13 protein-coding genes are annotated in these 13772 nt (G+C 61.8%); 3 read left to right on the top strand and 10 right to left on the bottom strand.

Features of this window, described 5'->3' with window-relative positions; all coding sequences use genetic code 11:
* The 7 genes from ABW043_RS20645 to aptA all read right to left on the bottom strand — a co-directional run.
* Nucleotides 1-740, bottom strand: a 740-nt coding sequence (locus ABW043_RS20645) for an ABC transporter permease (protein ID WP_353923078.1), incomplete at its 3' end; no start/stop codon positions are given.
* 215 nt (nt 741-955) lie between these two features.
* Nucleotides 956-1855 (bottom strand): ABC transporter permease, encoded by a 900-nt coding sequence (locus ABW043_RS20640; protein ID WP_353923075.1) that lies wholly within the window; start codon nt 1853-1855, stop codon nt 956-958.
* Nucleotides 1839-2669 carry an ABC transporter ATP-binding protein gene (locus tag ABW043_RS20635; protein WP_353923074.1) on the bottom strand — a complete coding sequence of 277 codons (831 nt, stop codon included), beginning with the start codon at nt 2667-2669 and terminating at the stop codon, nt 1839-1841. Before ABW043_RS20635 ends, ABW043_RS20640 begins: the two co-directional genes overlap by 17 nt.
* A 139-nt stretch (nt 2670-2808) precedes the next feature.
* On the bottom strand, nt 2809-4260 hold the full coding sequence (hydA, locus tag ABW043_RS20630) for a dihydropyrimidinase (RefSeq protein WP_353923073.1): 1452 nt from the start codon (nt 4258-4260) through the stop codon (nt 2809-2811).
* A gap of 156 nt (nt 4261-4416) precedes the next feature.
* Nucleotides 4417-5667: a Zn-dependent hydrolase gene (locus ABW043_RS20625; RefSeq protein ID WP_353923072.1), complete on the bottom strand. Its 1251-nt coding sequence runs from the start codon at nt 5665-5667 to the stop codon at nt 4417-4419.
* 72 nt (nt 5668-5739) lie between these two features.
* Complete coding sequence (locus ABW043_RS20620; protein WP_353923071.1) at nt 5740-7236, bottom strand: CoA-acylating methylmalonate-semialdehyde dehydrogenase; 1497 nt, start codon at nt 7234-7236, stop codon at nt 5740-5742.
* Nucleotides 7237-7298: 62 nt separating this feature from the next.
* A complete protein-coding gene (gene aptA, locus ABW043_RS20615) occupies nt 7299-8624 on the bottom strand; it encodes an omega-aminotransferase AptA (protein WP_502908684.1) in 1326 nt (441 codons plus the stop codon).
* Nucleotides 8625-8932: 308 nt separating this feature from the next.
* Between aptA and ABW043_RS20610 the strand changes: the two genes are divergently transcribed.
* The gene (locus ABW043_RS20610; protein ID WP_353923076.1) at nt 8933-9547 is read left to right on the top strand and encodes a TetR family transcriptional regulator C-terminal domain-containing protein; all 615 of its coding nucleotides are present in this window, start codon (nt 8933-8935) and stop codon (nt 9545-9547) included.
* Nucleotides 9548-9774: 227 nt separating this feature from the next.
* Nucleotides 9775-10374: a dihydrofolate reductase family protein gene (locus ABW043_RS20605; RefSeq protein WP_353923070.1), complete on the top strand. Its 600-nt coding sequence runs from the start codon at nt 9775-9777 to the stop codon at nt 10372-10374.
* 9 nt (nt 10375-10383) lie between these two features.
* On the opposite strand, the gene ABW043_RS20600 is transcribed toward ABW043_RS20605, so the two are convergent.
* A complete protein-coding gene (locus tag ABW043_RS20600) occupies nt 10384-10788 on the bottom strand; it encodes a DUF4260 family protein (RefSeq protein WP_353923069.1) in 405 nt (134 codons plus the stop codon).
* 168 nt (nt 10789-10956) lie between these two features.
* Between ABW043_RS20600 and ABW043_RS20595 the strand changes: the two genes are divergently transcribed.
* Nucleotides 10957-11859, top strand: coding sequence for a S1C family serine protease (locus ABW043_RS20595; protein ID WP_353923068.1), 903 nt, complete (start codon nt 10957-10959; stop codon nt 11857-11859).
* Between the two features lie 12 nt (nt 11860-11871).
* Here ABW043_RS20595 and ABW043_RS20590 read toward each other — a convergent pair whose 3' ends face one another.
* Entirely contained in the window at nt 11872-12684 is an 813-nt protein-coding gene (locus tag ABW043_RS20590) for a heme ABC transporter ATP-binding protein (protein WP_353923067.1), read from the bottom strand.
* A 5-nt stretch (nt 12685-12689) separates the two neighbouring features.
* Nucleotides 12690-13772, bottom strand: a complete 1083-nt coding sequence (locus ABW043_RS20585; RefSeq protein WP_353923066.1) for a FecCD family ABC transporter permease — start codon at nt 13770-13772, stop codon at nt 12690-12692.

Genomic DNA, 13772 nt, shown 5'->3' with positions numbered 1-13772 from the left:
CGGAAGCCCATCCCCACAACAGGCGTTCCGAAGAATTCCGCTACGATTGCGCCGATCAAGGCCAGTGTCGAGTTGATCTTGAGGGCGTTGAAAATGAAGGGCCCCGCAGCGGGCAGGCGCAACTTCAACAGCGTCTGCCAATAGTTGGCAGCATAGGTCCGCATCAGGTCGCGCTCGATGGCGGAGGCTGCGTTGAGCCCCGCCACCGTATTGACCAGCATGGGGAAGAACGTCATGGCGACGACGACGGCAGCCTTGCTCTGCCAGTCGAAGCCGAACCACATGACCATGATCGGCGCGATGCCGATGATCGGCAGCGCCGACATGAAATTGCCGATCGGCAACAGCCCGGCCTTGAGGAAGGGCGAGCGGTCGACCGCAATGGCGACGACAAGCCCGGCAAGGCACCCGATGATATAGCCGGGGATCACCGATTTCACGAAGGTCTGGACAAAATCGGCCCAGAGGATCGGCGCCGAATTGGCCAGTTGCGCCCCGATAGCCGACGGCGCCGGCAGCAGCACCGGCGGTACATTGGCGCCGCGGGTGACGATTTCCCACATGACCAAGAGGGCCACGCCGAAGACAGCAGGGATAAGCAGCCCCATCGCCTGCCGCGGCACCGTGCCCTTGCGAATAGCGGCGGAAAGCTGATCGACAAACAGCCAGGCAAACGCCCAGGCCGAAACCATGCCAAACCAATAATGCCCCGGCATGACCGCGCCGCGTGGCAGGGCCATAACCAGCGTCAGCGCAATCAAAGCCGCTGCCACGCCATCGAGCCAGAAACTGATCGGTCTCCAGACAAAGCGCGAGAGGGTCAGGGCGCCGAACCCGAAGGCCAGCGTCAGCAGCAGTTCGGCATCCGCCGAAATCGCCGCCCCGATGAGACCAAACAGCGCCGTGCCGCCAGCCACAATCGCCAGCACCGCCTGCAACAAGGTGAGCCCACTCTTCATGCCCGCACCCCATTGCGCGCATTGACCATTCGTTCCGCCACCCCGACGATAGCCACCAGCACCGCCGCCAGCCCCGCCGCAATGAACAAAGCCGCCCAGATCTGGATGGTCTGGCCATTGTAGGAGCCCGTCAGCAGCCGCACACCAAGTCCGCCACCGGCGGCATTGGAGAGTTCGGCTACCACGGCCCCGATCAGCGAAATGGCAATGCCCACCTTCATCGAGGCGAAGAGCATGGGCAGCGCCGCGGGCCAGCGCAGCTTCCAAAAGACCTGCCAGGGATTGGCGTCATAAGTCCGCATCAGATCGAGCTGGATCGCCTCGGGCGAACGCAGCCCTTTCACCATGCCGACGACCACCGGGAAAAAGCTCAGATACATCGAGATCAGCGCTTTTGGCACCAGCCCTGTCAGCCCCACAGCGCCAAGCCCGACCACCACCATGGGCGCAATGGCGAGAATGGGAATGGTCTGGCTCGCAATGATCCAGGGCATCAGCGAGCGATCCGCCGCATCATTGTGAACGATGGCCACGGCCAAGACGACCCCTAGCGCCGTCCCCAGCACAAAGCCGAGCAGCGTCGCCGACAGCGTTATCCAGGCATGGAGCGCCAGGGACCGCCGCGAAGTAAATTCGAGCCCCATGGTCGCATTCCAGATCTCGGAAAACACCTGATGCGGCACCGGCAAGATCGGCTTGTCCTGGTTCCATGTCTGCTGGGCAAAGTCGAAGAACGGCACATTTTCGAGATTGGCGCGCCCATTGAGAATGGTCTGCCAGGGCGCATTCATCCAGATCGCCGCCGCGTACCAGAAAATGAAGATGGCGAGCAAAATGCTGAGGATGGGGAGGACGCGGTTCACGGAGCAAAGACCTCCATCACACCACCTCCTCATAGGAATGCCCGGCCCGCAGCCCATCGCGAACCCGCGCGGCAATCGCCAGAAACTCCGGCGTTTCGCGAATATCGAGCGGCCGTTCGCGCGGCAGGTTGCTCTCGATGACATCAGTGACGCGCCCCGGACGCGGCGACATCACCACGATCTTGGTCGAGAGATAAACCGCCTCGGGAATCGAGTGCGTCACAAAGCAGATGGTCTTCTTCGTCCGGTCCCAAAGCTTCAGCAGCTCGGAATTGAGATGGTCACGAACAATCTCGTCGAGCGCCCCGAACGGCTCGTCCATCAGTAGCAGGTCGGCATCGAACGCCAAAGCACGGGCAATCGAAGCCCGTTGCTGCATGCCGCCCGAAAGCTGCCAGGGATACTTCTTTTCGAACCCCGAAAGGTTCACCAAGTCCATGGTGCGCTTGATGCGCTCGGCCTGCTGGCTTTGGGAATGCCCCATGATTTCCAGCGGCAGGGCGATATTCTTCTCGATGGTGCGCCAGGGATAAAGCGCCGGCGCCTGAAACACATAGCCATAGGCCCGGTCTTTGCGCGCGTTTTCCGGCGTCTGGCCGTTGATGCGCAGCGTGCCCGAGGTCGGTTGTTCGAGATCGGCAATGGTGCGCAAAAACGTCGTCTTGCCGCAGCCCGAAGGCCCGATGAAGGAGACGAAATCGCCCTTCTCGATGGTCAGGTTGACGTCCGACAGCGCCACTACGTCGCCGTCATTGGTGGAAAAGGTCAGGCCCAGATGCTTGGCCTCGACGACAGGGAGTGCAACACCCGTGCCTGTCGTTGATGAATTGATCGACGTGACGGACAAGGGTGTCGCCTTTCTAGCCTATTGTCTGGCCTGCAATGCCTGATGCAAGGCCCGTGCCGCATGCCGAAACCCCGCCTTTGCGGCGGCTTTTCGAGCCATTGGCAGGCACTGTGCCTTGATTTTCATCATGCTGCCGATGTCAAACACCCGTCGCCGGAATGCCGGCCCGTTCCACCTTGCGCGGCGCGACCAGGTCCTTCCACTGGCTCAGCGCCCGGTTGACCGGGTTTTTCGCCTCGCGCGCCACGAACTTGCCGTGGCCTGGCTCCGCCTTCACCTCGTTCTCGACGATGGAAACCTTGCCACGGCTCAGCACATAGCGCGGCATACCGGTCACTTCGAATCCTTCAAACACGTTGTAGTCGATCACCGACTGCTGGCTCTTTGCGGTGATCGTCTTCTTGCGCTTGGGGTCCCACACAATCAGATCGGCATCGGCCCCCACCATCACCGCACCCTTCTTGGGGTACATGTTGAGGATTTTTGCGATGTTCGTGGAGGTTACCGCCACGAACTCGTTCGGCGTCAGCCGACCGGTATTGACGCCTGCCGTCCACAACACCGGCAAACGATCTTCAAGCCCACCCGTCCCGTTCGGAATTTTCGCAAAATTGCCGATCCCGTTGCGCTTCTGCGCCGTCGTAAAAGCGCAATGGTCGGTCGCGACACAAGAGAGCGAGCCCGCCTGCAAACCGGCCCACAGCGAATCCTGATGCTGCTTGTTGCGGAAGGGCGGCGACATCACGCGCCGCGCCGCATGGTCCCAGTCGGGATTGAAATATTCACTTTCGTCCAGCACCAGATGCTGGATCAGCGGCTCGCCATAAACGCGCATGCCCTTCTGCCGGGCCCGGCGAATGGCCTCATGCGCCTGCTCGCAGCTCGTATGCACCACATAGAGCGGTACCCCGGCCATATCGGCAATCATGATGGCGCGATTGGTCGCTTCGCCTTCCACTTCCGGCGGCCGCGAATAGGCATGGCCCTCCGGTCCGTTATTGCCCTCGGCAAGCAGCTTTGCCGTCATCGCCGCAACCACATCGCCATTTTCGGCATGCACCAGCGGTAGCGCGCCAAGATCAGCGCAGCGCTGGAACGAGGCGAACATCTCGTCGTCGTTCACCATCAGCGAGCCTTTGTAGGCCATGAAATGCTTGAACGAGGTAATGCCGCGATCGACCACCTCGGCCATTTCATTGAACACCTGCTCGCCCCACCAGGTCACGGCCATGTGGAACGAATAATCGGTCGACGCCTTGCCGGTCTTGTTGTCCCACATCTGCAAAGCTTCAAGGAGGCTCTGGTTGGGATTGGGCAGGCAGAAGTCGACCACCATGGTCGTGCCGCCCGACAGCGCCGCGCGCGTGCCGCTTTCAAAATCGTCGGCCGAATAGGTGCCCATGAAAGGCATTTCGAGATGGGTATGCGGGTCGATGCCGCCGGGCATGACGTAGCAGCCGCTGGCATCAAGAATTTCGTCGCCCGAAAGGTTCTGGCCGATCTCGACAATGACATCGCCGTCGATCTTCACATCAGCCACATAGCTGAGATCAGCCGTGACGACGGTACCGCCCCTGATAACTTTGCTCATATCTTCGTTCCCTTGCATTCTCTCAGCCCCACCACGCACCCCTCAGCGCCTCGGTGGAACTGTTATTATTGGTCTATGGACGCGCGACTCCCTTTGCACCTCTCCCACAAAGGGAGAGGCGGCTGACGATGCCTGCGCATGAGGAGGCGTTGAACCTCACTCCACAATCTCCGCCGTCTCAACCACGGCATGGAACAGCACGTCACACCCCGCGGCGGCCCATTCCATGGAAATGTCCTCGGCCTCGTTGTGCGAGAGCCCGCCGACGCAGGGACACATGACCATCGTGCTCGGCGCCACCTTCGCCGCCCAGCACGCGTCGTGCCCGGCGCCGGAAATGATGTTCATGTGGCTGTAGCCAAGCTTCTCGGCCGCCGAACGCACACGGCCGACCAGCGTCGGATCGAACGTCACCGGATCAAAGTGCCCAACGGCCTCGACCGAGCACCCAACCCCCAGCTCCGCACAGATTTCCGCCGCCTTGGCTTCGATCGTCGCGCGCATGCGGTCGAGCTTTTCCTGGCTCGGCGTCCTGAGATCGACCGTGAACACCACCGTACCCGGCAAGACATTTCGCGAATTGGGCGAAAACTTCACCTGGCCCGTGCCCGCGACAGCACCCGGCTGTTCGCTCATCGCCACGGCCTGCACCATCTCAAAGATCCGCGCCATGGCGAGCCCGGCATTGACGCGCATGGTCATCGGCGTCGAGCCGGTATGCGCTTCCCGTCCCGTCAGCGTGAATTCGAGCCACCACAGCCCCTGGCAATGGGTGACCACGCCAATCTGCTTTTCCTCGGCCTCAAGGATCGGCCCCTGCTCGATGTGATATTCGAAATAGGCGTGCATCTTCCGAGCGCCGACTTCTTCATCGCCGACCCAGCCGATGCGCTTCAGCTCGTCGCCAAAGAGTTTTCCGTCCATATCCTTGCGGCCATAGGCGTAGTCGAGCGTGTGAACGCCCGCAAAAACGCCCGAGGCGACCATGGCCGGTGCGAAGCGCGCGCCTTCTTCATTGGTCCAATTGGTCACGACGATCGGATGTTTTGTCTTGATCCCGAGATCGTTCATCGAGCGCACGACTTCGAGCCCGGCCAAGACGCCAAGCACACCGTCATACTTGCCGCCGGTCGGCTGGGTATCGAGATGGCTGCCGATATAGACCGGCAGGGCATCCGGATCAGTCCCGGCGCGCGTCATGAACATGGTGCCCATCTTGTCGACGCCCATAGAGAGGCCCGCTTCCTCGCACCAGCGCTGGAAGAGCGAACGGCCCTCCTTGTCGCTGTCGGTCAGCGTCTGGCGGTTATTGCCCCCGGCAATGCCCGGGCCAATCTTGGCCATGTCCATCAGGCTCTCCCAGAGCCGATCGCCATTGATACGAAGGTTTTCACCGGGAGAGGTCATGGTTTTGCTCATAGTTCTGGTTGGTCATAGAAACAGCCCCGCCGTCGCAATGCGAGGGCGGGGCCGGTAGCGCTACTTGAGGCTCGGGAACGTGAACTCTGCCCCGCCCTTGATGCCGGCAGGCCAGCGGGTCGTGACGGTCTTGAGCCTGGTATAGAAATGAATGCCCTCGGGTCCGTAGATGGAGTGGTCGCCAAACAGCGAACGCTTCCAGCCGCCGAAGGAGTGATAGGCCACCGGCACCGGGATCGGCACATTGATGCCCACCATGCCCACTTCGATCTTGTCGGCAAATTCACGCGCGGTGTCGCCATCGCGGGTAAAGATCGCCGTGCCATTGGCATATTCGTGCCCGTGGATCAGGTCGACGGCGTCCTTGAAACTGTCGCGGCGGACGACGGAGAGCACCGGCCCAAAGATCTCTTCCTTGTAGATCTTCATCTCCGGCTCGACATTGTCGAACAGCGTGCCGCCGACATAGTAGCCGTTCTCATAGCCCTGCAGCGAGAAGCCGCGGCCATCGACGACGAGCTCGGCACCCTGTTCGACACCAGAGTCGATGTAGCCGAGAATCTTGTCGCGGTGCATTTTGGTGACCACCGGACCCATTTCGGCGTCCTTGTCGGTCGCCGGGCCGATCTTGAGGCTTTCGACGCGCGGCTTGAGCTTTGCCACCAGCGCATCGGCCGTTGCCTTGCCCACCGGCACGGCCACCGAAATGGCCATGCAGCGCTCGCCGGCCGAACCGTAGCCGGCCCCCATCAGCGCATCTGCCGCCTGGTCGAGATCGGCATCAGGCATGATGATCATGTGGTTCTTGGCACCGCCAAGGGCCTGAACGCGCTTACCGGCCTTCGTGCCGCGCTGGTAGACATATTCGGCAATCGGGGTCGAACCAACGAAGGACACCGCCTTCACGTCCGGATGGTCGAGCAGACCGTCGACCATTTCCTTGTCGCCGTGGACGACCTGAAGAATGCCCTCGGGCAGGCCCGCTTCCATGAAGAGGTTCCAGGCCAGCATCGGAGCAGAGGGATCGCGCTCCGATGGCTTGAGGATGAAGGCATTGCCGCAGGCGATTGCCGCCGGATACATCCACATCGGCACCATGGCCGGGAAGTTGAACGGCGTAATGCCGGCAACCACACCAAGCGGCTGTCGATCGGAATAAGAATCGATCGACGGCCCGACATTGCGGCTGAATTCGCCCTTCAGCAGGTGAGGAATACCGCAGGCAAAGTCGACGCAGTCGATGCCGCGCGCCACTTCGCCCAAGGCATCGTCATGCACCTTGCCGTGTTCTTTCGAAATTTCGCGGGCGAGATCATCGGCATATTGATCGAGCAGCGCCTTGAACTTGAACATGACGCGGGCCCGCTTCATCGGCGGGGTGGCGCCCCAGGCGACCTGCGCCTTGACCGAATTGGCGACGGCCGCGTTCAGCTCGTCCAGCGTCGAGAGCGGCAGTTCTGCGCTCTGCTCGCCGGTTGCCGGATTGAATACGGGCACGCGCCGCGTCGAACTCGACACATAACGCTTGCCGCCGACGGCATTCTCGATGATCTGCATTGGCCGCTCCTCCTTCGGGAACAAAAATTCTATATTCCAGTATGTAGAATATTTGTTCTATTTCACTCAAGCGTTTTGAGGATGCCTGCGAGTTTGGTCACGATCTCTTCGATCTGGCTTTCCGAAATGATCAGCGGCGGGCTCAGCGCAATGATGTCGCCGGTGGTGCGGATGAGCAGGCCCTGCTCGAATGCCCTCAGGAAGGCCGAGAAGGCGCGCTTGGTCGGCTGCCCGGCAATCGGCTCCAGTTCGATGGCGCCGACAAGCCCGATATTGCGGATGTCGATGACATGCGGCAGGCCCTTCAGGGAATGCAGCGCCGCTTCAAACTTCGGCGCCAGTTCCGCGCCACGCGTGAGCAGACCCTCGTCCTTGTAGGTTTCGAGCGTCGCCAGACCTGCTGCCGAAGCGATCGGATTGCCCGAATAGGTATAGCCGTGGAAGAACTCGATGACGTGTTCCGGCCCATTCATGAAGGCATCGTGGATTTCGGCCGAAACCATCACCGCGCCCATGGGAATGACGCCATTGGTCAGGCCCTTGGCGGTGACCATGATGTCGGGAACGACGTCAAAATAGTCCGCACCAAACGGCGTCCCCAGACGACCGTAGCCCGTAATGACCTCGTCAAAAATAAGCAGAATACCGTGCTTCTTGGTGATTTCGCGCAGGCGCTTCAGATAGCCCGGCGGCGGAATGAGCACGCCGGTCGAACCAGCAACCGGCTCGACGATGACTGCGGCAATGGTCGAGGCGTCATGGAGCGTAACGATGCGTTCCAGCTCGTCCGCCAGTTCCGTGCCATATTCCGGCGGGCCCTTGGAGAAGGCGTTCTTGGCAAGGTTATGCGTATGCGGCATGTGGTCGACACCGGCCAGCAGCGTGCCGAACATTTTGCGGTTGGTGACAATACCGCCCACCGAAATGCCGCCGAAATTGACGCCGTGATAGGCGCGCTCGCGGCCGATAAGGCGGGTGCGCGAGCCCTCGCCGTTGATCTTGTGATAGGCCAGCGCGAGCTTCAGCGCGGTTTCGACCGATTCAGAACCCGAATTGGTGAAGAGCACATGGTCGAGCCCATCGGGCGTGATGTCGACGAGGCGATTGGCGAGTTCAAACGCCTTGGGATGGCCCATCTGGAAGGCCGGCGCATAGTCGAGTTCCGCCGCCTGTTTAGCGATTGCTTCGACGATTTTCGGGCGCGCGTGACCGGCATTGCAGCACCAGAGGCCAGCGGTGCCGTCGAGCACCTGGCGGCCATCCGACGTCGTGTAGTGCATATCCTTGGCCGCGACGAACATGCGTGGCGACTTCTTGAATTGCCGATTAGCCGTGAACGGCATCCAGAACGCGTTGAGATCGTTCGGCACGACAGTTGTGGTGGACACGGCTTAGGCGCTCCCAATTTTCATGTCTGGTCGTTTCGTTCCTGATTGGCGCTTGACACGCATCGACGGAACCAAGATTTTTGACCAGTTGGAAAAATGTTAGCACTCCTGTTCATTCCCGCAAGGCGAAAATGGCGCCCCGAAAGCTGAAATCTCCAGCGTCATCGAAGATGATCGCGGCGTTGCCGAAGGCAACCTTGCCAGCGTCGCCGAAGGCGATCGCGACGGAGTCCTCTGCGCCCTCTGCAAAGCGCCAGCACAAGGCGGATGCGAAAGCGGCCGCGGCTGCGCCGGCAAAGCCGCGTCCATTGACGCGCATCCAGCGCGAAAAGCAGGACATCATTCTCGAAGCGGCACTGGAAGTGTTTTCCGCCCATGGTTTCCGCGGCTCGACCATCGACCAGATCGCCGAGGTCGCGGGCATGAGCAAGCCGAACCTGCTCTACTATTTCCCGAAAAAGGAAGAAATTCACCGCCGCCTGATGTCCGAGCTGCTGGTCACCTGGCTCGCCCCGCTTGAAGAAATGCGCGCCGATGGCGACCCCTTCGTCGAAATACGCTCATACATCCGCCGCAAGCTCGAAATGGCCCGCGATTTCCCCCGCCAGAGCCGGCTCTTTGCCAACGAAATGCTGCGCGGCGCGCCCCACATCATCGACATGATCGAAGTGGACCTCAAGGCGCTGGTCGATGAAAAGGCGCAGGTCCTTCTCGCCTGGATGGACCAGGGCAAGATCGCCCGCACCGATCCCTATCACCTGATTTTTTCCATCTGGGCCACCACCCAGCACTATGCCGACTTCGACGTCCAGGTCCGCGCGGTCCTCGGCAAAGGCCGCGGCGGGGAAGGGCGGTTCGAAGATGCGGCGCGGTATCTTGAGCAGCTGTTCCTCCACGGCCTGACGCCAAAACCGCGGGCCTAGCCCCCACTACCGCGATCGATCGTCACCACCGGGCTTGTCCCGGTGGTCCATGCCTCCCCGCCCCCATCGTCATCCTCGGGCTTGACCCGAGGACGCTTCACTTAGCCTCGGCGCAGCAAGTGCAACACCCTCGGGTCAAGCCCGAGGGTGACGACACCGAGCCTTGACAAACCGCATCCCACGCGCAAATACTAAAGCCACAACTTAACAATATCGAGGCCCCAACGATGCCGCAGACCGTATCTGCCCACATGATGCTGACACTGGACGGCTTCGGTACCGGCCTCAACCAGTCCCGCGAAAAACCCTTTGGCACCATCGATCCGCAACAGCTTGCCCGCTGGATGTTCAAGGATGGCGAGACCAACAAGGCCGAGGTCGCCGCCATCACCGATTACGGTGCCTACATCATGGGCCGCAACATGTTCGCGGCGCCGGGCGACACGGTCTGGGAGCCGGAATGGACCGGCTGGTGGGGTGACAACCCGCCCTATCACGCCCCCGTTTTCGTCCTTACCCACTACGAGCACGAACCCCTCTACATGGAAGGCGGCAATAGCTTCCACTTCGTCACCGAAGGCTATGACGTGGCCCTAGCCCGCGCGCGGGAAGCGGCCGGCGAGCGCAACGTCGCCATTGCCGGTGGCGTCAGCACGCTGCGCCATTATCTCAATGCCGGCGTCGTCGACACACTGCACCTGAAGATCGTCCCGCTCATCGCCGGGCAGGGCGAAAGCCTCTGGGACGGTCTGACCGCCACTCTTGAACCCATCGGAGCCCGCGCCACGCGCTACGTCACCCACATGGATTATCGCGTGGTAAAGTAGGGCGCTCCCCTACTTCTTCCGCGCCTTGCCGATCAGCCCCAGATGCGTCTGTTCAAACCCGCCATTGAGTTTCAGCCCATAGCCCAGCATCCGGTCGAGCCCGATATGGGCCACCCAGATAGCCGCCAGTCCAAAGGCCACCGGCCCAAGCACAAGGCCCAGCAAAGCCAACAGCGCCGGCGCCACATAGGTGTGCCCAAGATTATAGGTCATCGCCCCAACCGGCGCCGAGCGCAGATAGCCGAGCATGAAAAGATCGGGCGCGAGGAACAATAGGCCAAACACCAGCCAGGATTGTCCGAGCCACGCGTAAGCCAAAGTGCCTGATACCAGCGCCACCAGCCCCTCGAGGCGCTGCAGCACAATGGCATTGAGGGCCGATGGTCGGTTTCCCGTCGAGGCGAGACTGGTCATGACAAAATTCCTTTCCGTGTTGAGAGGAAAATAGGCACCGTCACCGACGAATAGAATTGGCCAAAATTCGGCGATCATCATTCATTATTGAATGGCTATGTCGCCTCATCTTGCTTCTGCCGTGTTGCGCCATATCTAATGGAAGAAAGCACAAACAGGGGATGCACCATGCCCACCAATGCGCGCCATTCCATCGTTGCCCTCAGGGCCCAGGTTCCAGACACGGCCTTCACCGCTTCGACCCTCGGCACTGTCCGCGAGGGCAGCGGCGCCGTGATCAATGACGAAGGCCTCGTCGTCACCATCGGCTATCTCATCACCGAGGCCGAAGAAGTTTGGCTCACGACCCATGACGAGCGCGTCGTGCCCGCCCATGTCGTCGCCTATGATCAGGAAACCGGCTTTGGGCTCGTCCAGGCCATGGGCGATCTCGACCTGCCCGCGCTGCGCCTCGGCAGTTCCACTGCCGCAAAGGTGCGCGATGTCGGCCGCATCATCGATGGCGAAGGCGACGAGGTCGTCAACGAGATTGTCGCCAAGCAGGAATTCGCCGGCTACTGGGAATACATGCTCGAAGAGGCGCTGTTCACCTCGCCCTTCCACCCCTCCTGGGGCGGCGCGGCGCTTCTCGATGACAATGACAATCTGATCGGCGTCGGCTCGCTGCGCCTGCAAATGCTGCAGGCCGGCGACACCACCGACATCAACATGGTCGTCCCCATCGACCTCCTCAAACCCATTCTCGACGATCTGATCACCCGCGGTCAGGCCCAGCGCGAAGCGCGTCCCTGGCTCGGCGTCTTTTCGGCCGAGCGCAACAATGGCGTCGTGGTGATGAATGTGTCCGATGGTGGCCCGGCCGAACAGGCTGGCCTCAAGAGCGGCGACGTCATCTCCGAGCTCGATGGCGAAGAGGTCGAAGGCCTCGGCGATTTCTACCGAAAGCTCTGGTCCAAATCCCCCGCCGGCTCGGAGTTCGCCCTGCGTATCGTCCGCTCGGGCCGTGAATCCTGGCTGCGGGTAAAAACCGCCGATCGCAACGATTTTCTGACCAAGCCGCCCCTGCAATAGGGGCGGCGCCGGTCAGGCGACCTGCATGGATTTCGTAAGCTGCACCGATTGCGGCAGCACAAACGGCGTGCCCGCCTTTGGCGCGGCACCAACCTTCAGCGGCACGTCGAACACGGCCTCCAGCACCGAGTCGGTCAGCACCGTCTCCGGCCGTCCGCTCGCCACCACCTGACCCTCGCGCAAGGCTGTGATCGCATCGGCATAAAGTGCCGTGAGATTGAGATCATGCAATACGGCGATCACACCGCCGCCACTGCGCGCAAAGCGCTTGGCGACATCCATGATCATCAACTGATGCTTGATATCGAGGCTCGAAACTGGCTCGTCGAGGAACAGATAGCGCGGCACGCCATCGATAACCGGCTCCCAGACCTGACACAGCACGCGCGCCAATTGCACGCGCTGCTGCTCGCCGCCCGAAAGCTCGCCGTAAAAACGGGCGCCAAACCCACTGAGATCGACCCGCGCCAGCGCTTCTTCGGGCAGGTGCTGCAAGGCGCGCGGATGCACGCCCGGCCGCCCGGCCGTCAGCCCCATGGCGACGACTTCGCGCACGGTGAAGGGGAAGGGGAGGTTGCTCGATTGCGGCAGCACGGCCCGCAGGCTCGCAATCTCCAACGGCTTCATGCTGGCAATATCGCGGCCATCAAGAAAGATGGTGCCCGAATATGCGTAGTCCCGGCACAAGGCCTTCAACAGCGTCGATTTACCCGAGCCATTGGGCCCGATGATCGCCGTCAGTTTTCCGGCCGGCGCTTCCATCGAAACGCCATGCAGGATTTTCCGGCCGCCCACGCTGACATCAATGCTGTCGATGGCAATCATGGATTTCACCAGGCAAAGGCGCTGCGGCGATGCAGCAGGATCCAGAGGAAGAACGGTCCACCAAAGGCCGCCGTGACGATGCCGATCGGCAGTTCGGCCGGCGCGACGATGGTGCGGCTCAGGGCGTCGCAAAACAGCAGGAAAGTGGCCCCAAGCAGCGCACTGGCCGGCAGCAGATAGCGGTGGTCCGGCCCGATCACGAGACGCAACAGGTGCGGCACGACAATGCCGACAAAGCCGATGCCGCCGCTGACCGCCACCGAGGCGCCGGTCGCCGCCGCCACGGCCACAATGGTGATGCGCTTGAACCGCTGCACCGGCACGCCGAGATGCGAAGCGGTGGCTTCGCCCAGCGTCATGGCATTGAGCCCCTTGGCGAGAAACCCGGCCGCCGCCAGCGCCACGAAAATGATCGGCCCTGCCGCCAGAACCTTGATCCAGGTTGCCCCGGCCAGCGATCCCATGCCCCAAAATGTGAGGTCGCGAAGCTGGTTTTCGCTGGCAATGTAGGTGAGCACGCCGCTGAACGCCCCAGCCAGCGCACCGATGGCGATACCGGCGAGCAGCATGGTGGCAATCGCCGTCTGCCCGCCGCGCGTCGCCACGCGATAGAGCACGAAAGTGGTGAGAAGCCCGCCGCCAAAGGCCGCCGCGGGCAGGGACCAGATGCCGAGCGCGGTGGTGAATGGCGCGAGAGCCGTACCCCCGAGCACGATGATGATGACGGCGCCAAGCGCCGCGCCGCTCGACACGCCCACAAGGCCAGGATCGGCCAGCGGATTGCGGAACAGCCCCTGCATGAGCAGGCCCGAAACCGCCAGCCCCGCACCAATGAGCACGCCGAGGATCATGCGCGGCATGCGGATATTGACGATCACGGCATAGTCCTTGAGGACCGCGGCGTCGTCGCTGCCAAAGCCGAGCCAGTGCCCGACGAGATTGACCGCCGAGGCGCCCGAAGCGCCGGTGGTCATGGACAGCACCATGGCTGCCAGCAGTGCAAAGACCAGGCCGATGACGGTGATGCGTCCGATATGGCTGCGATCGCCGGCGGGCCGGGCCAGTGCTTCACTGGCGGGTAGAGACAT

It is taken from the genome of Devosia sp., assembly GCF_040509215.1.
Taxonomy (GTDB): Bacteria; Pseudomonadota; Alphaproteobacteria; order Rhizobiales; family Devosiaceae; genus Devosia.
This window is presented reverse-complemented; position numbering and strand designations above follow the sequence as displayed.

What these genes read in the sequence shown, in the direction of transcription:
- ABW043_RS20605 (WP_353923070.1), top strand. Translation starts at nt 9,775, where the DNA reads ATGCCGCAGACCGTATCTGCCCACATGATGCTGACACTGGACGGCTTC.
- ABW043_RS20585 (WP_353923066.1), bottom strand. Translation starts at nt 13,772, where the DNA reads ATGTCTCTACCCGCCAGTGAAGCACTGGCCCGGCCCGCCGGCGATCGC.
- ABW043_RS20590 (WP_353923067.1), bottom strand. Translation starts at nt 12,684, where the DNA reads ATGATTGCCATCGACAGCATTGATGTCAGCGTGGGCGGCCGGAAAATC.
- hydA (WP_353923073.1), bottom strand. Translation starts at nt 4,260, where the DNA reads ATGAGCAAAGTTATCAGGGGCGGTACCGTCGTCACGGCTGATCTCAGC.
- ABW043_RS20620 (WP_353923071.1), bottom strand. Translation starts at nt 7,236, where the DNA reads ATGCAGATCATCGAGAATGCCGTCGGCGGCAAGCGTTATGTGTCGAGT.
- ABW043_RS20595 (WP_353923068.1), top strand. Translation starts at nt 10,957, where the DNA reads ATGCCCACCAATGCGCGCCATTCCATCGTTGCCCTCAGGGCCCAGGTT.
- ABW043_RS20600 (WP_353923069.1), bottom strand. Translation starts at nt 10,788, where the DNA reads ATGACCAGTCTCGCCTCGACGGGAAACCGACCATCGGCCCTCAATGCC.
- ABW043_RS20625 (WP_353923072.1), bottom strand. Translation starts at nt 5,667, where the DNA reads ATGACCTCTCCCGGTGAAAACCTTCGTATCAATGGCGATCGGCTCTGG.
- ABW043_RS20640 (WP_353923075.1), bottom strand. Translation starts at nt 1,855, where the DNA reads ATGAGGAGGTGGTGTGATGGAGGTCTTTGCTCCGTGAACCGCGTCCTC.